Origin of the sequence: Mucilaginibacter sediminis, assembly GCF_051903035.1 — a bacterium.
Taxonomy (GTDB): Bacteria; Bacteroidota; Bacteroidia; order Sphingobacteriales; family Sphingobacteriaceae; genus Mucilaginibacter.
Window position 1 is genome coordinate 3857320 of sequence record NZ_CP170602.1, and the last position, 23995, is coordinate 3881314.

Annotated in this window: 19 protein-coding genes; 8 read left to right on the forward strand and 11 right to left on the reverse strand. The window is 42.5% G+C overall.

Features of this window, described 5'->3' with window-relative positions:
• Positions 1 to 18: 18 nt before the first annotated feature.
• The 9 genes from ACFGVS_RS15715 to ACFGVS_RS15755 all read right to left on the reverse strand — a co-directional run bounded on the left by ACFGVS_RS15715 (position 19) and on the right by ACFGVS_RS15755 (position 11511).
• Positions 19 to 1281, reverse strand: coding sequence for a quinol:cytochrome C oxidoreductase (locus ACFGVS_RS15715; RefSeq protein ID WP_439694666.1), 1263 nt, complete (start codon positions 1279 to 1281; stop codon positions 19 to 21).
• 13 nt (positions 1282 to 1294) lie between these two features.
• Positions 1295 to 1870 (reverse strand): c-type cytochrome, encoded by a 576-nt coding sequence (locus tag ACFGVS_RS15720; protein ID WP_337993752.1) that lies wholly within the window; start codon positions 1868 to 1870, stop codon positions 1295 to 1297.
• Positions 1863 to 2399, reverse strand: a complete 537-nt coding sequence (locus ACFGVS_RS15725; protein ID WP_090642371.1) for a DUF3341 domain-containing protein — start codon at positions 2397 to 2399, stop codon at positions 1863 to 1865. The genes ACFGVS_RS15720 and ACFGVS_RS15725 overlap by 8 nt, the downstream gene beginning before the upstream one ends.
• A gap of 2 nt (positions 2400 to 2401) precedes the next feature.
• Positions 2402 to 3874 carry an NrfD/PsrC family molybdoenzyme membrane anchor subunit gene (nrfD, locus tag ACFGVS_RS15730; RefSeq protein ID WP_090642368.1) on the reverse strand — a complete coding sequence of 491 codons (1473 nt, stop codon included), beginning with the start codon at positions 3872 to 3874 and terminating at the stop codon, positions 2402 to 2404.
• 27 nt (positions 3875 to 3901) lie between these two features.
• Positions 3902 to 6958, reverse strand: coding sequence for a TAT-variant-translocated molybdopterin oxidoreductase (locus ACFGVS_RS15735; RefSeq protein ID WP_274211556.1), 3057 nt, complete (start codon positions 6956 to 6958; stop codon positions 3902 to 3904).
• Between the two features lie 37 nt (positions 6959 to 6995).
• Positions 6996 to 8258 carry a cytochrome c3 family protein gene (locus ACFGVS_RS15740; protein WP_274211555.1) on the reverse strand — a complete coding sequence of 421 codons (1263 nt, stop codon included), beginning with the start codon at positions 8256 to 8258 and terminating at the stop codon, positions 6996 to 6998.
• A gap of 251 nt (positions 8259 to 8509) precedes the next feature.
• Positions 8510 to 9490: a deoxyhypusine synthase family protein gene (locus ACFGVS_RS15745; protein WP_090642359.1), complete on the reverse strand. Its 981-nt coding sequence runs from the start codon at positions 9488 to 9490 to the stop codon at positions 8510 to 8512.
• A 377-nt stretch (positions 9491 to 9867) separates the two neighbouring features.
• The gene (locus tag ACFGVS_RS15750) at positions 9868 to 10722 is read right to left on the reverse strand and encodes a UDP-2,3-diacylglucosamine diphosphatase (protein ID WP_090642356.1); all 855 of its coding nucleotides are present in this window, start codon (positions 10720 to 10722) and stop codon (positions 9868 to 9870) included.
• A 258-nt stretch (positions 10723 to 10980) separates the two neighbouring features.
• The gene (locus ACFGVS_RS15755) at positions 10981 to 11511 is read right to left on the reverse strand and encodes a DinB family protein (protein WP_439694667.1); all 531 of its coding nucleotides are present in this window, start codon (positions 11509 to 11511) and stop codon (positions 10981 to 10983) included.
• A gap of 124 nt (positions 11512 to 11635) precedes the next feature.
• Here ACFGVS_RS15755 and ACFGVS_RS15760 point away from each other — a divergent pair, with 124 nt between their 5' ends.
• The 3 genes from ACFGVS_RS15760 (at position 11636) to ACFGVS_RS15770 (ending at position 15692) form a co-directional block, all read left to right on the forward strand.
• Positions 11636 to 12823 (forward strand): hypothetical protein, encoded by a 1188-nt coding sequence (locus tag ACFGVS_RS15760; protein WP_439694668.1) that lies wholly within the window; start codon positions 11636 to 11638, stop codon positions 12821 to 12823.
• Between the two features lie 118 nt (positions 12824 to 12941).
• Positions 12942 to 14078: a GDP-mannose 4,6-dehydratase gene (gmd, locus tag ACFGVS_RS15765; RefSeq protein ID WP_090642347.1), complete on the forward strand. Its 1137-nt coding sequence runs from the start codon at positions 12942 to 12944 to the stop codon at positions 14076 to 14078.
• Between the two features lie 27 nt (positions 14079 to 14105).
• Positions 14106 to 15692 carry a gliding motility protein RemB gene (locus ACFGVS_RS15770; RefSeq protein WP_439694669.1) on the forward strand — a complete coding sequence of 529 codons (1587 nt, stop codon included), beginning with the start codon at positions 14106 to 14108 and terminating at the stop codon, positions 15690 to 15692.
• A 138-nt stretch (positions 15693 to 15830) separates the two neighbouring features.
• Here ACFGVS_RS15770 and ACFGVS_RS15775 read toward each other — a convergent pair whose 3' ends face one another.
• Complete coding sequence (locus tag ACFGVS_RS15775; protein ID WP_439694670.1) at positions 15831 to 17408, reverse strand: hypothetical protein; 1578 nt, start codon at positions 17406 to 17408, stop codon at positions 15831 to 15833.
• Positions 17409 to 17413: 5 nt separating this feature from the next.
• Positions 17414 to 18286 carry an ABC transporter ATP-binding protein gene (locus ACFGVS_RS15780; RefSeq protein WP_439694671.1) on the reverse strand — a complete coding sequence of 291 codons (873 nt, stop codon included), beginning with the start codon at positions 18284 to 18286 and terminating at the stop codon, positions 17414 to 17416.
• Positions 18287 to 18484: 198 nt separating this feature from the next.
• Here ACFGVS_RS15780 and ACFGVS_RS15785 point away from each other — a divergent pair, with 198 nt between their 5' ends.
• From ACFGVS_RS15785 to ACFGVS_RS15805, 5 genes are all read left to right on the forward strand, one after another.
• On the forward strand, positions 18485 to 19474 hold the full coding sequence (locus tag ACFGVS_RS15785; protein ID WP_439694672.1) for a glycosyltransferase family protein: 990 nt from the start codon (positions 18485 to 18487) through the stop codon (positions 19472 to 19474).
• Positions 19475 to 19574: 100 nt separating this feature from the next.
• Positions 19575 to 20027, forward strand: coding sequence for a nuclear transport factor 2 family protein (locus ACFGVS_RS15790; protein ID WP_439694673.1), 453 nt, complete (start codon positions 19575 to 19577; stop codon positions 20025 to 20027).
• Positions 20028 to 20337: 310 nt separating this feature from the next.
• Positions 20338 to 20898, forward strand: coding sequence for an aminoacyl-tRNA hydrolase (pth, locus tag ACFGVS_RS15795; RefSeq protein ID WP_439694674.1), 561 nt, complete (start codon positions 20338 to 20340; stop codon positions 20896 to 20898).
• A 105-nt stretch (positions 20899 to 21003) separates the two neighbouring features.
• Entirely contained in the window at positions 21004 to 23442 is a 2439-nt protein-coding gene (locus ACFGVS_RS15800) for a TonB-dependent receptor domain-containing protein (protein ID WP_439694675.1), read from the forward strand.
• Between the two features lie 9 nt (positions 23443 to 23451).
• The gene (locus tag ACFGVS_RS15805) at positions 23452 to 23802 is read left to right on the forward strand and encodes a Spx/MgsR family RNA polymerase-binding regulatory protein (protein WP_439694676.1); all 351 of its coding nucleotides are present in this window, start codon (positions 23452 to 23454) and stop codon (positions 23800 to 23802) included.
• Positions 23803 to 23995 lie beyond the last annotated feature (193 nt).

Consider the following 23995-nt stretch of genomic DNA (forward strand, 5'->3'; position numbering starts at 1 on the left):
ATGCAAAAATAACAATTATTATATGTGATGATGAAGGCTCTCCTGCAGGAAAGGGTGTTTCTTAGGTATTATTGATTTGAACTTGCTCAAAGCGTTCATCGTCAAAAATACAAACAAACCTACGAAGCCAATAGCAACACCCACCTCAATCCAGAGTATCTCTGTATACCAGTGTGCTGTTGGGCCTACCGTACCAGGCATTACCATCTGGAAATAATCTAACCAGTGACCTATAATTAAAATAAAGCAGGTAACTTTTAACACACTGGTAGTACGTTTTGAATCACGTGCCATGATAATCAACAATGGCGCTAAAAAGTTAATTACAATATTTAACCAGAACCATGGTTTAAATTCGGGCTCCCATCTGCGTATAAAGTAAACTGTTTCTTCAGGGATGTTAGCGTAGTAGATCAATAAGAACTGTGCAAACCAAACGTAGGTCCAGAAGATAGAGAAACCAAACATCAGCTGGCCCAGGTTATGCAAATGATCTTGGGTAATCCACTGCATGTAACCGCTTTGCCTTAAATAAATAATTGTTAAGGTAATGATGGCTAAACAGCTAACCCACATGGCAGCAAAGTTGTACCAGCCAAACATGGTTGAGAACCAGTGCGCCTCCAACGACATGATAACATCAAATGCAAATATTGGCGTTGTGAAACCGAATATCACAAGGAATAAGCATGACATTGCAAAACTCTTTTTATAGTAGAACATACCACCTAGTTCGTCTTCGCCCTCAGAGTATTTTACCAGCATCTGGCCGAAAATAGTGTAGCTACCTAAAAACACAAACAACCTTGCAAAAAAGAACCCTTTATTTAAAAAGATATGTTTCCCGGCTATGATAGGGTCGAAATTGGCATTGCCTTTAACTTCGACACCGGCAATAGCCCATAATTTATATAAATAAGGGGCAACTACCTGTTTGCCTTCAATTTCGGTAGTGTGGGTTATAAATAAACCCGCTGCTATAACGCCTACCAATATAGTGGCGGCAATTGGTAATGTTTTAGCAAATGCCTGCGGAACGCGAAGCAGTGATGCCGACCAGCCTGCCTGGGCTACATATTGCAACGCGCAGAAAAATACACCGGCCATACAAACGCAGGCAAAGTAATACCCCATTAGCAATAAGTTTGCAAAGGTACGTTCACCATCTGTTAAAAATCCGGCAATTATGGTTACAACCCCCACTGCTATCGCAGCAAGGCTCAATGTCTTTACCTTACCGGTAAACACAAATTGCTCGTCGAAACTATTATGAGTGCTCATTAAATATTATTTCTTATAAAGTTTGTAAATGGTGAACATACATGATCACTTTCCAGCGTTCTTCGGGGTTTAACTGAGAAGCATAGGAGCCCATCGCGTTTACACCGTAAGTAATGGTATGATAAATTTTACCGTCAGTTAAATCTTTCATAGCGCCACCGCGTGATGATTGCCCTTTTGAATATGATGGCGGCGGCGGGTAACCATGCGCAACCACTAAACCATCACCCTGGCCGGTTACACCGTGACAAGGCGAACAAAAATGGGTGAACAGTAATTTACCTTCTGTATAATTTGCCTGGGTTTGCGCAATTACAGTTTTAACTTCAACGCTCGCCAGTTCGTAACCTTCTTTGGTGTTAGGATAATCAAACTTAGTAAAACCTACCGGGATTGTTCCGGCTGGCGGTACTTGTGCAGTTTTACCATCTTTAAATTGACTGTTCTTTTGATCAGGATCGTAAGCAGTATGCTCATACATGTTAGGCGCATATTCCCAACCTGTACTCCTTTTATCTTTACATGATGTTATAACTATCGAAGCAGCGATAATCATAACCAATGTTCCTATTATTTTAATCTTATTCATAGCTAACATATTTTCTGTCGTTATGCTTAACTTCTACAGCTCCTGCTTCTTTTAATATACTATCAATATCTGCGTGTGGCGTATTACCTTTTGCATCAATGGCGATAACAAATTTATCATTGGTGGCACGCAGGTCCATCACCCTTGGCGCACGGCCCGGGAAAAGGTGCGTGGCAAAAAAGAAAGTAAATGTCATACCAAAGGCAGTCCACAATACCGTCCATTCAAAGGTTACCGGTACAAAATCGGGTATGGCGAAAAAGTTTTTGCCACCGATGTTGATTGGCCAATCGTGTACAAGCATGTAATAAACCATGCTGAACATGATGGTACCGCCTAAACAGCCAAACATGAAAGCTGCATAACCCAGGCGCGAATCCTTTATGCCTAATTTAGCATCGATACCGTGAATAGGGCATGGCGAATAAACATCGTAAATAGGGACACTATTTTTTTGTAATTTGTCGATACCGTGCATCAGATCATCGGGATCATCAAAAATTCCTAATATATATTTGGTGCTACTCATTTTTATACTTTTTCGTATGAAGACTGTTCAACACTATCAAACTTACCTAATGAATTGATGTAGAACTCAGCCTCGGCAGGTTCAACATGGCCGTTTTTAAGTAATTTTCTCTTAGCTTGCTCACTTGAGCTTTTCAGGATCAGTTTTACCTCGGCCATAGCCACTGAAGGCAGCACCCTTACAAACAAAAGGAACATGGTAAAGAATAAACCGATAGACCCGATAAAGATGCTCACATCAACCCAGGTTGGATAAAACATAGCCCAGCTTGAAGGGATATAGTCACGGTGCAACGAGGTTACGATAATTACGAAACGCTCAAACCACATACCGATGTTTACAACTATTGACAGTGTCCAGGACAAAGGAATATTGGTACGGATTTTTTTGAACCAGAACAACTGCGGCGTAATTACGTTACAAGTCATCATGCTCCAGTATGCCCACCAGTACGGACCCGAGATACGGTTCATGAAAGCGTATTGCTCGTACTCGGCCTGAGAGTAAAATGCGATGAAAAGCTCGGTTAAGTAAGCTACACCCACTATTGAACCGGTTAAAAGGATGATTTTATTCATCGATTCGATGTGGAACATGGTGATGTAGTTTTCTAACCCTAATACTTTACGCGCCACTAATAACAGCGTTTGTACCATGGCGAAACCCGAGAAGATAGCACCCGCAACGAAGTATGGAGGGAAGATGGTAGTGTGCCATCCTGGTTCCAGTGATGTTGCAAAGTCCATTGATACAATGGTGTGTACCGATAGTACGAGTGGTGTTGAGATACCGGCCAGGATTAATGACACGGTCTCGAAACGTTGCCAGGTTTTAACTGAACCTGTCCAGCCAAATGACATTACAGAATATATACGACGACGTAAACCTGTTGCACGGTCACGGATGGTAGCAATGTCAGGCAATAAACCTGTATACCAGAATACCAATGAAACCGAGAAGTAAGTTGATATCGCGAATACGTCCCAGATAAGCGGAGAGTTCCAGTTTACCCATAATGAGCCGTATTGATTTGGCAATGGCAATGAATAAACAGCCATCCATGGGCGGCCCATGTGCGCGCCGATATAGGTGGCGGCGCAAATTACCGCGAAGATGGTCATCGCCTCGGCCGAGCGGTTGATAGAGTTACGCCAGTTTTGACGGAACAACAGCAACACTGCCGAGATAAGTGTACCGGCGTGACCAATACCTACCCACCATACGAAGCCGGTAATATCCCAGGCCCATCCAACTGTTTTGTTTAAGCCCCAGGCACCAATTCCAAACCAGAATGTGTAGCTAATGGCAACCACCCAAAGGAGGGCGCCCAATGATGCCACGCTAAAACCGATCCACCAGGCCTTACCCGGCATATTTTCTACGGGGCGCAACACATCGTCAGTAATCTGACCGTAGGTGATGTTTTCACCCGTAATTAACGGTTCCCTTATTATTGATTCACTATGAGATGACATATATTTTGTTATCTGTATATAAAAAATTTAAGCCTCTAATTCTGATAAATTTCTAACCTTAACCTGGTAACCAATACCCGGTTGCACGTTTAACTCTTCAAGCACGTAGTAAGTTCTTTCGCTCTTTAATGCTTTTGAAACTTCAGAGTTAGGGTCATTTGCGTTACCGAAAACGATAGCGTTTGCAGAACAGGTTTGCTGACAGGCAACCTTGATCTCGCCATCTTTAAGCGGACGTTTTTCGATTTTGGCTTTTAACTTACCAGCCTGGATACGTTGAACGCACATCGAGCATTTTTCCATTACCCCACGGAAACGTGTAGTAACATCAGGGTTTAATACTAATTGTGTGTGCTCGTTGTTCAGGTAGTTATCAAAACGCGAGTCGTTCCAGTAGTTAAACCAGTTAAAGCGGCGTACTTTATAAGGGCAGTTATTTGCGCAATAACGTGTACCTATACAACGGTTGTAAGCCATTTGGTTTAAACCTTCTGATGAGTGAACGGTTGCTAATACCGGGCAAACTGTTTCGCAAGGTGCGTGATCGCAGTGCTGGCAAAGCATTGGCTGGTGAACAACCGATACATTATCAAAATTGGTAAGTTTGGCAATATCTTTTTCTTTGGTTATCGCTTCTTCGCTGTCGCCATGATCGTTAAAGCTGTAATAACGGTCAATACGGATCCAGTGCATTTCACGACGACGTTTTACCTCGTCTTTACCTACAACCGGGATGTTATTTTCGGCGCTACAAGCTACAACGCAAGCGCCGCAACCGGTACATGCATTAAGGTCGATAGCCATAACCCAGTTATAAACAGGGCGGTCATGATCATCCCAAAGCGATGTTTTGTTGTAATCTTTATGTTCGCCCTCGTTACCGCTACCGGCAGCTGGGTTCTTTTTGTATGCTGTAAATGAAGCTTCGCGGATAACGCTCCTGCCCTCGTATGAGTGGTGAGTTTGTGTTTGCGCAAGCGGCGATATAATACCTGTTTTTTTGAAATCGGTAATAACCGCAGTAGTTTGGAAGGTACCGTTACGATAGCTGTAGAAAGGGAAAGCGTTTTTACCAACGTTGTTACCTACAAGGCCTGCGCTAACGCGGCCGTAACCAACAGCAATTGATATAGTGCCCTGTGCCTGGCCTGGTTGTGCCAATACCGGAACTTCAACCGAGTAGCCGTTAGCTTCTACTTTAATTACATCACCTTCTTCGAAACCCAATTTCTGGATATCAGTCATCGACATGGCCGCGAAGTTATCCCAGGTAACTTTAGATACCGGGTCTGGCAACTCCTGTAACCATGGGTTATTGGCGCGTTTACCATCGCCCATCGCTACCGATTGATAAACCTGTAATTCAAATTTATCGCCCGATACCAGGCTGTTGCTATGATCAACAATAGTTTGTGCTACTGCATTTAAATCGTGGCTGAAAGTGTAGGCTCCGGCAGTTGCAGGGGCAGCTTTTATTAAACCTGCCTGCAATAAGCTCTCCCATCCTTTTTGGCCAGATAAACCACCCTTAGCTAATAAACCTTTATCCCAGGTGTTACGTACATAAGTGTAGTAATCTTTAACCGGATTTTCGGCCCAAACCAATAAGCTATGCTCGGCCTGGCGGGTATTGTAAACCGGGTTGATGGTTGGCTGTATTACGGTATAATAACCTTCAACAGCGTTTGCATCACCCCATGACTCTAAATAATGGTGGTTTGGCGCTACTACTTTTGATAGTAAAGCGGTTTCGTCGCCATGATCAGAGAATGATATAGTTAAACGTGCTTTTTTAAGCGCTTCTGTAAATTCTTTTGCTTTAAAATAATCGTATGCAGGGTTGGCATTCAGGAATAAAACCGCGCCAATTGAGCCGGCGGCTAATTCGGTTACAAAGCCAACAAAATCCTGATCGTTACCGGCGTATTGTTTTGATGGGTTATCCAAATCAATAGTGTTGCCGTAGCTGCCTAATAAGGAGTTGATGGCATTTACTAAAGTTTGTGTAGCAACATCATTTGAACCTGCAACTACCAGCGCTTTGCCTTTTGCAGCTAACAATTCTTTAGCAACTAAAGTGATAGCGGTATCGGCTGCCTTATTGCTTAATTTTTTTGCACCTGCCAGGCTTGTACCGGCAATGGCATTATATAAGCTTAATAAAGCGATACCTTCTTCAGATGGTTTAATAGGGAAACGGTTATCGGCATTGGTACCGGTTAAGCTCATTCCAGCTTCAAACTGAATATGACGAGACATTTTCTTTGCCTCAAGCGATTTGCTGTTACGGTTTGATACGTACTGGCGGGTAAACTCCTCAGGCGAGATCCATGAACCAAGGAAATCGGCGCCGAAGCTTACAATCACTTCTGCTTTATCAAAATTGTAATGTGGCAATACCGCTTTACCAAAGCTGTTTTGATTAGCCTGGATAATACCGGTGTATGATACCGCATCATAATTGATGTGTTTTGTAGTTGGGTATTTTGCAACAAAATCGGCAATAACACCTAAGGTAGATGGGCTGTGTACAGTTGATGTAACTATGCGGATGCCTTTACCTGATGCTGCAACAGCGGCAAGCTCACGTAATACATACGCGTCAACTTCGGGCCATGCTGCATCTGCGCCATTAATTTTAGGATCCTGGGTGCGGTTTGCATCGTACAGATCAAGCACCGAAGCCTGGCCCTGCGCGCTTAAACCACCTTTTGCAAAAATATCGTTAGGGTTACCTTCTACTTTAATAGGGCGGCCTTCACGGGTTTTTACCAAAATAGCCTGCCCTTCATATGATGAAGAGTAGTAGTTAGCCACACCAGGTGTAACTTCCTCAGGTTTTATAAGGTAAGGGATTGATTTGTGTACAGGCACTTTTTGACAAGCAGCCAGCGTAACAGCACCAACACCAAAGCCAAGCGCCTTTAAAAAGTCGCGGCGTGGGGTTTTAGCCGATAAACCAGATCCGCTCAGCACATCCTCAATAGGGATAGGCTCTGCAAACTCGTTTTTATTTTTCTCAACAAATTCTGGGGTTTTGTTTAGTTCTTCTAAACCTTTCCAGTATTTTTTATTGCTGTCCATTTAAGCTATATAAACTGTAATGCTAAATTCTTATTTATTAATAGTGGCACTTACCGCACTCGATACCACCTAAAACAGCGGCAGTAACTTTTTCGCCTTTTTTAATCTTATCATGTGCTGCAAGTATGCTGTCGTAATAAGCGTTGCCTTTGGCGTTAACCTCGGTGCGTTTGTGGCACTGGATACACCATTTCATGGTAAGCGGCGAGTATTGGTATACCTCTTTCATGGTTTCAACAGGACCGTGGCAAGCCTGGCATTTAATACCGGCAACCTTTACGTGTTGCGAGTGGTTAAAGTAAGCCAGATCGGGCAGGTTATGAACACGTATCCATTGGATTGGCTTGGCTGCTGTGCTATCGTATTTATCAGTTTTAGGATCGTAACCCAAAGCATCGTAGATTTTGTGAATCTCTGCCGATTCGGTTTTAACAACCTTGTGGCAGTTCATACACACATTTAGTGATGGGATAGAAGCATTTTTTGATTTGTAAGCACCGCCGTGGCAATACTGGCAATCAATTTTCATTTGACCGGCATGCAGCTCATGCGAGTATTTGATAGGCTGTACCGGCTGGTAACCTGTATGCACGTTGGTGTTCCACAAGGTAACCCAACCCCAGCTGCCCATGGCAATGGTACCGCAAACCAGTATAAAGAATACCAGTTTTTTGTTTTTAAGGATCTTTTTAAGCAGTACGTTTTTATCAGCTTCGGCAACAACCGCTTCATCTTCAACTACAATGTTTGGGTTGCTGGCTAACACGCGCTCTAATGAACCAGCAGCCTTGTTCAAAACAAGTATTAAAATGAAAGCAATAATAACAATGCCGACTAAACCCCAAACAACCAGTTCGCTCGGGCCTTTTGCCTCAACTGGACCGCCTACCGGACCTTTTGCTTTTTCGTCCTGAATTCTTTTCCAATCGGCACGGATGTAAGTAATTACATTACTTACGTCGGCATCTGAAAGATTGGTAAAAGTGGTCATTGCCTTACCATCAAACTCCTTAACAATTTTAAGAGCCTTAGGGTTACCGGCAGCAATTAAGGCCTGGTTATTCTGAATCCAACTGATAAGGTACTTATCATCGGTTTCAGAGGCAAGCTGCGGACCAAGTGCAGGGCCGGTCATTCGCTCTGCTATCTTGTGACAGGCCGTACAATTGGCTTTAAAAATGGTCTCGCCCTTAGCAGCGTCTGTTTGCGCGTAAGCAGCAGAAAAACCCCAGAAAGCAAACCCAACAATCAGTAAAACCGACCTTGAGAATTGTTTAAAAATCAATGAGAAACTTCTCATAAAGTGTATTTATGCTAAATAATTTTTATATTAATGTTTTATTCTGCTGTAAAGATGTGTAACCCATCTGCTTTTTACAGCCACAAAAGTAAAATTTATTACAGTATCGCTGACACATAAATGACAGTAACCTATAATTTATAATCGTTCTAAATAAACACAAAAATGTCATTTAAATACTCTTTAAAGCATATTAATGCCATTTTGAAAATTTATTAACGGTTTTACCATCAATATCGATTATAAACTTTTTATTGTTTTAATATCCAGGCAAATATAAGCGGGGCTACAATGGTGGCATCGCTCTCAACAATAAACTTAGGTGTATGAATGTCCAGCTTGCCCCAGGTTATCTTCTCATTCGGAACAGCACCCGAGTAAGAACCGTATGATGTTGTTGAATCAGATATCTGGCAAAAGTAACTCCAGAAAGGCACATCATGCATCTCCATATCCTGGTAAAGCATAGGCACCACACATATCGGAAAATCGCCTGCAATACCCCCACCTATCTGGAAAAAGCCTATGCCCTTGCCCGATGAGTTTTTGGTATACCAATCGGCAAGCCAGGCCATATATTCGATACCGCTTTTCATGGTTGAAGCTTTAAGCTCGCCTTTAATAATGTATGATGCAAATATGTTGCCCATAGTGCTATCTTCCCATCCTGGTACCACAATAGGCAGGTTTTTTTCGGCAGCGGCCAGCATCCATGAGTTTTTAGGATCTATCTCATAATACTGCTCCAGTTCGCCGCTTAGCAATATTTTATACATGTACTCATGCGGAAAATAACGTTCGCCGCTGTTATCAGCATCCTTCCATATTTTATGGATGTGTTTTTGCAGCCTGCGGAAAGCTTCCTCTTCGGGAATACAGGTATCGGTAACGCGGTTGTAGTGGTTTTCCAGCAGATCCCATTCTTCCTGCGGGCTTAAATCACGGTAGTTGGGCACCCTTTTGTAGTGCGAGTGCGCTACAAGGTTCATGATGTCTTCTTCAAGATTAGCCCCGGTACAGGAGATAATGGCAATTTTATCCTGGCGGATCATCTCGGCCAATGAAATTCCCAGTTCGGCGGTGCTCATTGCGCCGGCAAGGGTAACCATCATTTTACCGCCTTCATCAAGGTGGGTTTCATACCCCTTAGCGGCATCCATTAATGCTGCGGAGTTAAAATGCAGGTAGTTGCGTTCAATAAACTGCGAAATTGGTCCTCGTGTGATGCTCATAGTGTATCAATAAAAATTCAGGTGCAAAAGTAGGAATTTTGACGGATTATGATTTTTAAATGAAATTTTATTGCTGTTAAACATTGTTTATCATTTTAATAGGGAATAACAAAGGAAATTAACACCCGTATTACAATATCAATAAAAAAGGAAATTGAGATTGAGGGATAAAGAGTATTGCCGCAATAGGAAACCATCTTATGAGTACCCCGAAAAATCCTGAACAATTAGTATCAAACAGGCCTCAAAATGCAGGTAGTGCACAATTTCTCCCGCCGCATGAGTACAATCCCCTCCCGGTTAGTTCGACGGTCGGTTTAAATTAACGGATCTACTCATAGGGTAGCTTAATAACATTAAAAAGTTTTGCTATTCCGTTACTCCATTTCCTGCCTGAACCTGTTTAAAAGGTTTTTAACATCCATTTTAGCGTCAAGGTCCTCGGCGTCGGTTTTGTCGTCTTCGTCGGCATCGGTGTTAAATTCTTCGGGGTTATATTTAAAGATAGTCCAGTTACCATTTTGGTATTCAAGTGACGAAAGGCTTTCAACCCAATCGCCCGAGTTAAGGTATAATACAGAACCTGTTTTGTCGGTATTTTCAATCTCCCTGATCTCGGCGTGATGGATATGGCCGCAAATTACGTATTGGTAATTTTTATCAACAGCCAGGTCTGCAGCAGTTTGTTCAAACTGGTTAATGAATTTTACAGCTTCCTTAAACCTGGCTTTAACTTTTTGTGAAAAACTCATTTTTTGGCGACCCAAAGCGGTCAAAAACCAGTTAGTCATGCTGTTGATGAGTATAAGGGTATCGTAGCCTACCGCCCCCAGTTTGGCCAGCCATTTGGAGTGCTGCATGGTAACATCAAAAACATCTCCATGAAAAATCCAGGCCTTTTTGCCATCAATATTTAACACTACTTTATTGAGCAGTTTGAAGGAACCCAGGTCAAAATCGGCAAACTTGCGCAGCATCTCATCGTGGTTGCCGGTTAGGTAATATACCGGAATGCCCTCGGTAACAAATTTTAATATGCGCCTAATCACTTTCATATGCGCCTCAGGCCAGTATGATTTACTGAACTGCCAGATATCAATAATATCGCCGTTAAGGATAAGTATCTTAGGCTTAATGCTTTTTAAATATTTAAGCAATTCTTTTGAATGACATCCATAAGTACCAAGATGCACATCGGATATTACTACAATATCTACTTCACGTTTTGCCATTAAAATTAGGGGGTTAATTGCACAGGCGGCAGGTTTTGCCGGTTATTGAATTTTAAATAAATACTAAACAAACGATTATTCGTCGTCTTCGTCCTCATTAACAGTTAATTCATAAGGGCTGATATAGAAGATGCCTACCAACAGCAGCAAAGCTATAACAACCAAATAAGTGTATTCAAAATTCATCACAATGATTTTTACAAATATCCGAAACCTAACATTATCACACTGTTAAGACTCTGTTAAATGTAAAAGGTTTCAAGCCTGCGATAATTTATTTTTGATGCGTTCCAACTGTTTTAAATGATGCTCCAGGTGTATCCGGATAAACCTAAACCACTGCCTGGCGTTAAGCATACCCAGCCGCGGATGTTTATAACGGCTTGCAGCAGATGATGCATCAATAAGCGGCGCGGTAGCATCTACCCGCTTGCGGCATTTGATAATCAGGTTTTTGGCATCTTCCTTACTGATTTTACCGGCAACCATTTTATCTGCAACAGTATCCGGAATTTTAACTTTTACCGGCGGAAACACGCCCAGTAATAGCAACAGCCTGCCTGCCCAGGTCACACCATCTTTAGTTGGCGGGCAGCTGCCATGCGTACACCGCTCCAAAGCGATTGAAGAACCTAAAGTAGCCTGTAATATATGGCTGTAAACTTCGGCATATGACCATCCCCCGCCGGGCGGCGTTTCGGTAAACTGCTCATCAGGAATGGTATCCAGCATTTCGCGGTAGTTATCAAGGGCGGCGTTAATGTAGCGGCGTTCTTTTACGGTGCTCATGATGTTAAAGGTAGTGCTTTTAAATGATGTACCATAACAAACCCGGGCTATCTCATTTTTCAGTTATACGCAGGTATGCTTATATTTGGCTTGTCGCGTTTTAATCAAATCATCCAACCTAAGCATGAAATACATTTGCCTTTTCCTATGTTTTTTAATAACCCAGCAAATCCTGGCACAATCAAAATTGCCTGTTATAAAAGCTACATCTAAAAGTGTATCTATTAATGATGGTGGCTATTTCGATAAAAATGTATGGTCGCTTTCGCCAACAGCCAGGCCCGATATTTTTACTGCCGACAGAACCCGAAAAACAAAATGGGTTACATTTTATACCGATATTGATTCCATCAGGGTAAAAGTAAAACCGGGTACAAGGTTCAATTTTATCATCCTGCTAAATGGTACGGATTCCTGCTACACTCAAATTGCCAGCGCCATCCCACCCGGTGATAAAATAAAGAATACGGCAGTTACCCACGATACCATTCCGTTTACCCTAACCGGCTTTAATGCCATTAAGATAGTTGCCGTTATTAATAATACCGATACATTGAACCTGCACTTTGATATCAGCTCATTTGATTTTCATTTAACCAGGGATGCCATTTTGCACAAAACAAAATTATTATCAAACCAGCCCGATGCCATAGCCGGTAAAACCAGGCCCAATTACAACAAGCTTAACAAGGTTTTTAAGCTGCAAATGGGTAGCCTGGTGGTAAACAACCCCGAGGTGCTTACCACCAACATAACGGCACATGAAATGGATGGCCGTATTGGCTGGAACGTATTTGAAGGCAAACAGGCAGAGGTGGATTATGATCATAACCTGCTGATTATCCATTCTGAATTACCCCGCTATTTAAAAGGTTATATTAAATCAAAAATGATGTTCGCACGTTCGTTTCCGTACATTAAAGGCACCTTTGTAATAAACGGTAAAAAACATGCGGGTAATTTCAGTATGGATATAGGATCTGAACAAGCCATTATTTTAGATAGTACCTGGGCCGCGCGAGAAAAATTTGCCGCCAATTTAAAACTCGTCCGCACCGTTGTACTCCACGATCCGCGGGGAGCAGAATATCAAACAAAGACTGTATTATCGCCGGCCTTTAAATTGAACGGCTTTAACCTTACAAATATCCCTACCCTGATATTAGGCTCTAAAAATCCGCTTGGTTTTGAGATAAACTATTTGGGCAATGATTTGTTAAAACGTTTTAATATGATCCTTGATTTCAAAAACGATTACCTGTACCTAAAGCCAAATAAGTTAGCCAATATGAAGTACAGGGATAACTCCTGACGCCGTAAAATAATCATATGTCAATTTACTCAAAAGAACTTATGTATGGCCCAATGGCTGTTTTTACAATTAAATTGGATAATATTGTATTTATAGAAGTATTAGCACTTTAATATTGATGAAAAAAGCTTTAATAACGGGCATTACTGGTCAGGATGGCGCATACTTAGCTGAGTTTTTACTCAAGAAAGGTTACGAAGTACATGGCGTAAAAAGAAGATCGTCGTTATTGAATACGGACAGGATTGATCATTTATACACCGATCCGCATGAGGCTGATGTAAAGTTTAAACTTCATTACGGCGACCTTACCGATTCTACCAACCTGATCAGGCTGGTTCAGGAGGTACAACCCGATGAAATTTATAACCTGGCCGCCCAAAGCCATGTTAAGGTAAGCTTTGATACCCCCGAATATACCGCCAATGCTGATGGTATAGGTACACTTCGCATTTTAGAAGCGGTAAGGCTGCTTGATCTTACCAAAAAAACCAAAATATACCAGGCATCCACATCCGAGCTTTATGGGCTGGTGCAGGCCGTGCCGCAAAGCGAAACCACACCTTTTTATCCAAGATCGCCATATGCGGTGGCAAAAATGTATGCCTACTGGATAATAGTGAACTATCGCGAAGCTTATGGCATGTATGCCTGCAATGGTATTTTATTTAACCATGAAAGCCCTATACGGGGCGAAACATTTGTTACCCGCAAAATTACGCGGGCAGCTTCAAAAATTGCATTAGGCTTGCAGGATTGCCTGTATGTAGGCAATCTATCGGCCCAACGCGATTGGGGGCATGCCAAGGATTATATTGAGGCCATGTGGCTAATGCTGCAACAGGAGAAACCCGAAGATTTTGTAATAGCTACCGGTGTAACTACCACCGTACGCGATTTTATAAAAATGGCTTTTAACGAGTTAGGCGTCGAAGTTGAATTTAGCGGCCGGGACGAGCACGAACGCGGCGTGATTATTGATATTGATGAACAGCGGGCTTTTGAACTTGGTTTAAACCTCGATTTTTTACGGTTCGGGCAAACGGTTGTTAAGGTTGACCCCAGGTATTTTAGGCCTACAGAGGTTGACCTGTTAGTTGGCGATGCCACAAAGGCATTCGAAAAATTAGGCTGGAAACCTAAATATGATTTAAAGGCCCTGGTTACCGATATGATGCATTCTGACTTGCATTTGGTAAAAAAAGACGAGTATTTAAAAAAGGGTGGCTTCGCAACCCTAAATTATTTTGAATAACAAAAAATTGATTGATCAATTCTACATATGAAGAAAATATTTACCGCTATCATATTATTTGTTTTAACAGGCGGAATTGTAAAAGCCCAGTCTGATTATCAACCTTATTCGTACCAGTTTTACCAAAAACTTAACGAAGATGTGTACTCTACCAAAACCCGGGTGCATAGTTCTTTAAAACCTTTTTTGGACGATTCATTGCTGAAACATCACTATGATTCGCTGATGAACAGCGCCGGTGGTTTTAAAGGCCGCTTTTTTAGTGAGCATCAAATAGACGTTAAAAGCAATAAGGCCACATTTTATGCCGACCTGCTGCCCGATTTTAATCTGAGCCGCGACTTTTCGGGTAAAAAAAATACAAGTTTTGGCTCATTGGGCTTGCAGATTGGCGGTACTGTGGGGAGCCAGTTATCGTATAACATAACCGGTTACGAAAACCGGGCGCAGCTACCAGAATATCTTGCTACTTACACTAACCAGATAGGCATAGTACGCGGTCAGGCATATGGCAGCCTTTACGGCAGCGAGTATCGGTGGTCGTACATTACGGCATTGGTATCTTACACTCCAAATAAATATTTAAATGTAAGCGCCGGGCGCGATAAAACATTTATTGGTGATGGTTACCGGTCGGTACTTTTATCTGATTACGCATCGCCCTATCCGTTTTTTAAAGTAACGGCCACACTGGGCGATGTAAGGTACATGGCCATGTGGACTTATATGGACGATCCTTTATCGGCGCGGGTTGACAACAACGATCGTAAGAAATTTGCCGTATTCCACTATTTAGACTGGAACGTAAGCGACCGCCTGGCTTTAGGATTTTTTGATTCGGTTATATGGGGTGCCAAGGACGATGAAGGCCACCAACGTGGGTTTGATTTTACCTATATCAATCCGCTGATATTCCTGAGGCCTGTTGAGGCATCCAACGGATCGCCGGATAATGCCTTATTGGGTTTTACCGGCAGGTATAAAATTACCGACGGTATAACGGCTTATGGCCAGTTTGCATTGGATGAATTTGAAAGTAAAAACTTTTTCTCCAGTAACGGCAGCTCCCGTAACAAATATGCCTGGCAAATTGGTTTCAGGGGAGCAAACCTTTTTGCCGTTAAAGGCCTTAACTATTTAATTGAAACCAATAACGTTAAGCCATATACCTATTCGGAACGCAGCTCGGTACAAAACTATGCCGATAATGGCGAGCCGTTGGCACATCCCTGGGGAGCGAACCTGCGCGAGGTTGTGGGCTTGCTGAATTACTCGTACAAACGGTTTGACTTTAGCGGAGAGCTTGATTACGGGCATTATGGATTAGATATAAACGGCATGAATTACGGTAAGGATCTTTTTCAGTTATACGTCGACCCATCAAGGCAATATGGTAACTATACCGGCCAGGGCCTAACCACCAACATGGTTTTCCTGGAGGGGAAAATAGCTTATTTACTGAACCCCAAATATAACCTGCGTATCGAACTTGGCGGCCTTTACCGCACTGAAAAAAATGATCAGTTTCATGACAAAGCTGCTATGCTTAGTTTTGGTATCCGTAGTTCGTTCAGGAGCATGTATAATGATATTGCAAGTTATAAGGCGCATTAATGAGTTGGTTACGCAAGTCATGATTCCAAAAAAAACTACCTGCCGGAGAAAGACTTACGAAGTTTTAAAAACTTCGCAAGTCTGAATTTTTTCAACTTGCTGCGGGTATTTTCTTGTCTGGCGAAAACAATCAGCCTCCTACAAATGCCTCGATTGATACCCCCTCACCCAAAAACTAACCACCGCCAAAAATACGTTCAACCCCAAAATAACAGCCATATAAATGATGTGGCTATCGTGCGGTATGGCACCCAGGTAGTCAACAACGGGTATAGCCTGGGTAAGGGCGTAAGTGAGCAAAAAGAAAATGATCTCGAACAGTTTTTTACCCTTACTTATAATTCCTATGCAAACAGCTAATAAAACAATGCAAACAGCCCCGCTGATGATATTGAAGATGGCGTAGCCATTGCCGGCAATTACATAACGCAATATCAACGGAAATGCTAAAACGATACCTAATATCACCCCTGCCAGTATTTGGGCTGGCAGCATACGCTGTAACGGTTTGTAGGATGCGTAGGCAAAATAATGCAAGCGGTAAGTTTCTTCTTTGGTAGCCAGTTCAGACCATCGCGTTACCTGCAAAAACCAAAGTACAGGCAATATATACATGTGCGAAATACCTATCGGCGCAAACAGCATGCTTAGAGATACACCGGCAATAATGAGCCATAGCCATTTAGATCCTTTGCGCACCAGTAACAGTAATTCGGTTTTAACGAACGGTAATATGCTATAGTCGGTAACCAACGGCGGCATCAGCGCGCGGTTAATGCCGGTGGCTGCAAACGCAGGCGTTGCCGGCTTCTGCTCGTTAGCAACCACTTTTTTCTTTTTACTTACAGCTTGCTTAAAATCAAACCGGTGGAAAAAGAATGACGACAGGTAAACCAAACCCACTGATAGCATAAGCCATAATAAGCGGCTTACTAAAAACAGGCCGGTTATAGTTATACCGTTCCACTCAAATATCCGGAAGCCTCGTTTACTGTTGAAAGTGAAACCGAGGTTAACCGCTTCAATATGCTGATGATATTGAGTATTTACCTGGTTTTTGATGCTGGTTGTCATGGTGCGTACACCATACGGATCAATAATAACAGCAAGTGTTTCATTTTTTTGTCCATTTACATTGGCCATCAACGCGCCGAAAAAGAAAAAAAACGCGATATATTGCAGGATGCTTTTTCGGCCCAAAAACACTTCGGCTACTATCGCCAGCGACGATATAAAAACCATGGCAGGCACTACAAACAGCAAATAAGGAATAATGAAATTGCTGATAATAAAGGGCGAGCCACTGGTGCGCACAAAAAACATAATAATACTAACCACAAAAGTGCAGCCGGCAATGGTGAGCAGCACCAGTAAATTACTGAGCATTTTGCTAAGCAGGTAACCAAAATTGGAAATGGGCGTGGTAGCTATAATTAAGCCTACCTCGGTATCAATATCTTTTTTAATGCCGCCGTTTACCAAAAAGAAACCATAAAGCGACAGCATAATAGCGGTCATCATCCCCGAAACATAACCCACCCAGGCCGAGTTATAAACACCCTTAAAGCCAACAACGTTTAAGGTGGTATATGAAGCCGAAGGCGGCGGCACAAATGAATAGGCCGCGTAAAAAGTAATAGCCAGGGTAATCAGGAAAGCGTAGCTGCGCGTGCGCTGCAGGTAGTCGGCTTTAATAATGCTGTAAATGTATCTCACGGCGCTTAGTTGTTATTTTGTGTTAAAAACAAATAAGCATCTTCTAAACTGGCATTTACAGCTATTGCACCGGTTTCGGGTTGCCCGGTCCTGGTAATAAACCGAACCCTTATTTTATCCTTTTGCCGGCTTGTATCAATAACCTGGTGTTTGGCGCGGATGCCGGCAATTTCATCATTGCTTACTATTAATTCAAACACTTTACCATCAACCAGTTTTATAATATCCGGCTGGGCAGCCTTATTAAGCAGTATGCCATTTTTCATGACAGCAACTTCATCGGCTATAGTCTCAATGTCCGAAACGATGTGCGATGACAGGATGATGATACAATCGGTGGCCAGGTCAGAGATCAACTGCCGAAACCTTACCCGCTCCTCAGGGTCGAGGCCAACGGTGGGTTCGTCAAATATCAGTACTTTAGGGTCATTAAGCAGGGCCTGCGCTATGCCAATCCGTTGTTTCATTCCTCCCGAGTAGGTACCTATCGGGCGTTTGGCATCCGCGGTTAAATTAACTCCTTCTAACAGCAAATCTATCCGCTTGCGCAAGCCATTGCCACCTACCCCTTTCATCGCTGCTATATATTCTAAAAACTCGTAGGCGTTAAGGTTAGGATAAACCCCAAAATCCTGCGGCAGATAGCCCAATATTTTGCGGATTTTATCAGGATTGGCAACAATATCCTCGCCATCTAAAAATAAAGTACCCTTTGTAGGTTTGCTAATAGTGGCAATAATTTTCATCAGCGTTGATTTGCCTGCGCCATTGGGCCCAAGCAGGCCCAATACACCTTTTTCAATGGTGATGGAGTAATCGGTAAGGCCGCTTTTATGCTGGTTATATTGTTTGGTGAGATTTTTTATGACTAAGGACATGGGTATGTTTTTATGCCCAATAAGATGCCCGTTGCGGATTTAAGTTACATGCACCGGCGAATTTAAAATCCTGGTGCTTGTTCAGTTGAAGTATTCAAATTAAACTTTTTGACAACGCCTTTATGTCACAACAATCTTTAGCCATTTAAATATCCCTAAAACATTTCATTTTACTAAATTGCCCCTAATTCTATTTACATGAAAATATTGTTTGCCATACAGGGAACCGGCAATGGACATATAAGCCGGGCCCGCGAAATTGTGCCTTTATTACAGCAGTATGGCGAGGTTGACCTGCTGGTGAGCGGCACCGAGGCCGAGGTATCATTATCACAGCCTTTGAAGTACAGGTTTCACGGGGTTAGTTTTGTTTTTGGCACCAATGGCGGGGTTGACAACTGGGCAACCTGGAAAATTATGAACCTGCGCCAGTTTTGGCACGACTTGCGCCACCTCCCCCTAAAACAATACGATTTGGTAATTAATGATTTTGAACCCGTAAGCGCCTGGGCCTGTAAGTTTCAGCGTGTGCCCTCGGTATCGTTAAGCCATCAATGTTCATTTGTATCACCCAATACCCCCCGGCCCAAAAAAAAAGATCCTTTTGCGCAATGGCTGTTAAAAAATTATTCGCCCACCACCTATCATGTAGGCTTCCATTTTGAGCGATACGATACTTTTATAAATACGCCAGTAATCCGCAGCGAAATACGCCAGATGCAAACCAGCAACCTGGGCCATTACAGTGTTTACCTGCCCGCTTATGATGATAAAACATTATTAAAACATTTAGGCGCTGTAAAAGACGTAAAATGGCAGGTATTTTCAAAGCGGCAAAAAACGCCCATGCAAGCCGGCAACGTAGAGATATTCCCGGTAAATAATGAAGCCTTTAACAAAAGCCTGGCCAGTTGCGAAGGCCTGCTAACCGGTGGTGGGTTTGAAGGACCCGCCGAGGCATTATTCCTTGGAAAAAAGGTAATGATGATACCCATGAAAGGCCAATACGAGCAGCAGTGCAACGCCCTATCAGCCTCAAAGCTGGGCGTTCCCGTAGTTGCCGAAATCAACGATACCTTTGGGGGCCATTTAACTAAATGGATTAACGACGATAAAAAGATCATTGTTGATTTCCCGGATGAAACCGCGCAGATAGTTGATAAGCTGGTGAAGCAGTATGCGAGATAGTATTAGCCCGTTAATTGCCTCTTATGTAATTTGTTGTAATGCTAATTATTGATTTATCTATTGATTTGAAACAAATTCGATAGCTTTACATCTAAATACCATGGAAGGCAATAAAATAATCAATACAGTTACTAATTTATTTAAAGGTGCAGACGACCGGGACTGGGCGTTAATACAAAGCACACTGGCCCCTGTGGTTATGATCGATTATTCGTCAATGAGCGGTTTGGGCCCAATTGAACTTTCTCCTGCACAGGTAGTAGATAACTGGGCTTCGTTTTTGCCCGGTTTTGATAAAACCAACCACCAGCTTTCGGCATTCAGGGTGCAGCTTAACGGTAAGGCAGCCGATGTTTTTTACAGTACAGTAACCGATCATTTTCTTGACGATCAGGTTTGGACCGTTACTGCAACTTACCACACCAAGCTGGCAAAGCATGAAGATACCTGGTTAATTACCTATCATAAAATTAATTTTGAAAGCCATAGCGGCAATGTAAACCTGCCCAAACAGGCTCACCAGGTTATAGCCGATAGGAAAGCTGTGCAATAAATTTTGTAGTTGCCATCCCTTTAAATATTGCTGAGCGTTCAACCCTAAAAAGGCAATAATTTCAATTGTGTTTTGATATGCTTCAGGTTCTGCAAAAAAACAAATTAAAGCCTTCCGGAATCTGAAAAACTTTGCGCCGAAGGCACGCTTTTAAAAAAATTCAAAATTATTTCGCGCAAAGTCACTAACCCGTAAAGAAGAAATAGGCAAATCACCCTGCATCTTCGCGCGAACTAAACCTTATCAATTTTAAAAGGGGTTCTGCTCTTAAAACCCTTAATCCAAAAAACTTTTATCTTTGCTCCCCTAAATGAAATATCTAATAGTAGGACTTGGAAATATAGGCCCCGAATATGCTGATACCCGGCATAATATAGGCTTTATGGTTTTGGATGAACTGGCTAAACAGGAGGGCGCCAAATTTTATAATATGCGCCTGGCCTATTATACCGAGGTATCCTTCAAAGGCCGTACCCTTTGCCTCATTAAACCTACTACCTTCATGAACCTGAGCGGTAAAGCGCTTAACCATTGGATGAAGGAGTTAAAGATCCCGCTGGAAAATGTGCTGGTTATTGTTGATGATATTGCCTTGCCCCTGGGCACCCTGCGCTTAAAACCTAAAGGCAGCGCTGCGGGCCATAATGGCTTAAAGCATATTGAAGCAACACTTGGCCATAACAATTACGCGCGCCTGCGTTTTGGAGTAGGCGATAACTTCCCTAAAGGCAGGCAGGTTGATTATGTTTTGAGTGGTTTTGATGAGGATGAGAAACCCGAACTGCCTGCGCTGATCGACCGCTCGATAGAAATGGTGAAGAGTTTTTGTACCATCGGTACCGAATTAACCATGACCAGGTTTAACAAATAAAAAATTTACCGGCTGACAACTAACTAATTAGTTAAAAAGTGTTAAATAGTTGTCTCATGTTGCAACACATGGGTATCTTGCTGCGTCATATCACCTAAATTCCTTATGTATAAATTTGTACTAACAGTAATTTGCTGTTGTTTCTCTATACTTGCGATAGCGCAAAGCCCCTCCCCTTCCAATATTACCGTTAAAGGTACTGTTATTGATTCGGCGGCAAATAAGCCTTTGGGCTATGTTACCGTTGTTTTACAGGATGCTGGTACAAAAGCATCGGTAAAAAGTACCCTTACAAAAGAAGATGGCAGCTTTGAGCTTAAAGCACCCGAAGGCAAAACCTACCAGATGGCGGTGGCATTTATTGGCTTTGCTACTAAAACGTTTCCGATAAAACCTGCCGGTACAACGGTTGATGCAGGCAAAATATATATGTCGGCAGCCAGCAAGCAACTGGGCGAAGTGAGTATTACGGCCGTAAGGCCCGTAATGAAACAGGAGGTTGACCGGCTTACTTATGATGTACAGGCCGACCCGGAAAGTAAAGCGATATCTGCACTGGATATGATGCGTAAGGTACCTTTGCTATCGGTTGATGGAGACGACAAGATCAAGCTAAAAGGGAGCGGCAATTACAAGATATTGGTAAACGGAAAAGCATCAGCTCTGATGGCTAAAAATCCGTCGGATGTGTTAAAAGCGATGCCAGCTACCAACATTGAAAGGATAGAAGTGATTACCACACCACCGGCAAAATACGACGCGGAGGGTTTATCGGGCATCATCAATATCATCACCAAAAAAAATGCCGACCAAGGCTATAATGGCAGTATCAATTCGCGCTTTAACAGCATTTGGGGGCCGGGATATAACTTAAATGCTACAGTAAAGCAGGGCAAGTTCGGCTTGTCGGGCTATGCAGGTTTTGGTAATCAAAATCGGGTTAGCAATAGTACTCAAAGTTCGCAAACACAAAATCTTACGCAATCGGTATTGAATCAAAACGGCGATGGCTCGTTTGAAGGTAAATACAAATATGCCAATGCCGAATTAAGTTACGAGTTGGATAGTTTGAACCTGCTTACCGGTTCGTTTGAACTTTTTAGAGGGAATTTTAATCAGGCAGGCGATCAGACGTCTACACAAATAAAAAGCGATGGTAGTGTTGCCCAGGCTTACCGCAGCTTAAATGACGGGATAAACCATGATAAGGGGACAGACATTTCTGTTAATTACCAGTTAGGCTTCAAAAATAAAAAGGACGAGTTGTTTACCGCTTCCTATAAATACAGCTACTCGCCAAGTAATCAATACAATAGCAATAGCTTTAGCGAAAGGGTAAATTTTGATGTCATCAATAATCCAAATTTCAGGCAGTATAATAACGCTGGTAACAAAGAGCATACCTTTCAACTAGATTATGTTTACCCCTTTAAAAAGGTGAACCTGGAAGCCGGCGGTAAAGTTATCCTACGTAATAATTTTAGCGATTACAGGCGCGAGAACCAGGATGCCGGTAGCGGAGATTATGTTGTTGATGCCAATCAAACTAATACATTTGATTACCACCAGGATGTGTACAGCGCCTACAACTCGTACCAGGTAAAATTTACCAAATGGACCGCCAAGGGCGGTTTACGCCTGGAGCATACCCAGGTAAACGCCGATTTTACCGGTACGCCGCTGGACAGGGGATACAACAACCTCATCCCGTCAATATCCATACAACGCAGCTTTAAAACAAGCAGTTTCAATTTCGGATTTACCCAACGCATCCAGCGCCCGGGCATATACCAGTTAAACCCTTTCATTGACAACTCAAACCCTAAGTTTGTAACTACCGGTAACCCGCAGTTGCGGCCCGAACTTAACAATACGTTTGAGCTTACTTACAGTAATTTTTCAAAAGGATCAATCAACGCCGGGCTAAGCTACGCGTTCTCCAATAACTCTATCCAAAATGTGAGTACCCTGATTGATACAGTTACGTATACCACCTATCAAAATTTAGGCAGCAATCGTACCCTTGGCTTAAACCTGAATACCAATTTTAATATTACCAAAAAGTTTACAGTTAGTATCAATGGCGAAATTTCGCACATTTGGCTCAAGGGCACCTATAACGGCAGCTTTTATACCAATGACGGCTATACCGGCCGCGCTTTCGGAAACCTTGCCTATAAATTTGATGGCGGCTACCGGCTGGCGCTTGACGCAGGTTTCTTTAGCGGCGATGTAACGCTGCAAGGAAAATCCAGCAACTTTATATTTAACTCCTACGTAGCCTCGAAGGAATTTTTCAAGAAGACGTTTACCGTATCGCTGGTCGCTAATAATCCCTACAGTAAATACCGTACCTATCATGGCTACACCCGCTCCAATGATTTTTACAATACTTACAGCGGCACCAACCCTTACCGTAATTTTGCCATTAGGCTTAATTATAAATTTGGCAAGCTTAACGGCGATATTAAAAAGAACCAGCGTGGTATCAATAATGATGATACCAAGGGTGGCGGCAGTAAAAGTGGTGGCGGAAATCAATAGCTTTGCAGTATGAAAGTTTACGGAATTACCAATTGCAATACAGTAAAAAAAGCCCTCGACTGGCTTAAAGCAAACAAAGTAGATTACAATTTCCAGGATTTCAAAAAACTGGGGGTCAGTACCGAAAAGCTACAGGAGTGGGACACAAAAGCAGGATACGAAAAATTCATGAACAAGCAAGGCTTAACCTGGAAACAGCTTGACCCGGCGGTTAAAGAAAGCATAAAAACCAATACCGATGCCCTGCAACTACTACAACAAAAAACGAGCATGATTAAACGCCCCGTTATTGAAGATGGCGGTTTCTTGTTTTTCGGCTTTGATGAAAAGGTATATGCCGATCATTTTTTGAAGAAATAGGAGAAAAAGGAATTAAGGCTGTAAGTTTTTGTATTACCGGGTGCAAATAGTGAGGCAATGGTGCACGAAAGGTGCATCATCGGTAATATTCAAAAAATCAGGCAAAATTCTCATTCCTGGGTTTAATAAGGCAATTAAACCTACCTGACTGATAGCCTATTGCAAGGCAAATCAATAATTCACTAATTCAGTC

Coding starts and splice junctions, on each gene's coding strand:
- ACFGVS_RS15785 (WP_439694672.1), top strand. CDS start 18,485: ATGAAAATATTGTTTGCCATACAGGGAACCGGCAATGGACATATAAGC.
- ACFGVS_RS15720 (WP_337993752.1), bottom strand. CDS start 1,870: ATGAATAAGATTAAAATAATAGGAACATTGGTTATGATTATCGCTGCT.
- ACFGVS_RS15755 (WP_439694667.1), bottom strand. CDS start 11,511: ATGAGCACCGTAAAAGAACGCCGCTACATTAACGCCGCCCTTGATAAC.
- gmd (WP_090642347.1), top strand. CDS start 12,942: ATGAAAAAAGCTTTAATAACGGGCATTACTGGTCAGGATGGCGCATAC.
- ACFGVS_RS15790 (WP_439694673.1), top strand. CDS start 19,575: ATGGAAGGCAATAAAATAATCAATACAGTTACTAATTTATTTAAAGGT.
- ACFGVS_RS15735 (WP_274211556.1), bottom strand. CDS start 6,958: ATGGACAGCAATAAAAAATACTGGAAAGGTTTAGAAGAACTAAACAAA.
- ACFGVS_RS15745 (WP_090642359.1), bottom strand. CDS start 9,490: ATGAGCATCACACGAGGACCAATTTCGCAGTTTATTGAACGCAACTAC.
- pth (WP_439694674.1), top strand. CDS start 20,338: ATGAAATATCTAATAGTAGGACTTGGAAATATAGGCCCCGAATATGCT.
- ACFGVS_RS15780 (WP_439694671.1), bottom strand. CDS start 18,286: ATGTCCTTAGTCATAAAAAATCTCACCAAACAATATAACCAGCATAAA.
- ACFGVS_RS15805 (WP_439694676.1), top strand. CDS start 23,452: ATGAAAGTTTACGGAATTACCAATTGCAATACAGTAAAAAAAGCCCTC.
- ACFGVS_RS15715 (WP_439694666.1), bottom strand. CDS start 1,281: ATGAGCACTCATAATAGTTTCGACGAGCAATTTGTGTTTACCGGTAAG.
- ACFGVS_RS15750 (WP_090642356.1), bottom strand. CDS start 10,722: ATGGCAAAACGTGAAGTAGATATTGTAGTAATATCCGATGTGCATCTT.
- ACFGVS_RS15770 (WP_439694669.1), top strand. CDS start 14,106: ATGAAGAAAATATTTACCGCTATCATATTATTTGTTTTAACAGGCGGA.
- ACFGVS_RS15740 (WP_274211555.1), bottom strand. CDS start 8,258: ATGAGAAGTTTCTCATTGATTTTTAAACAATTCTCAAGGTCGGTTTTA.
- nrfD (WP_090642368.1), bottom strand. CDS start 3,874: ATGTCATCTCATAGTGAATCAATAATAAGGGAACCGTTAATTACGGGT.
- ACFGVS_RS15800 (WP_439694675.1), top strand. CDS start 21,004: ATGTATAAATTTGTACTAACAGTAATTTGCTGTTGTTTCTCTATACTT.
- ACFGVS_RS15760 (WP_439694668.1), top strand. CDS start 11,636: ATGAAATACATTTGCCTTTTCCTATGTTTTTTAATAACCCAGCAAATC.
- ACFGVS_RS15725 (WP_090642371.1), bottom strand. CDS start 2,399: ATGAGTAGCACCAAATATATATTAGGAATTTTTGATGATCCCGATGAT.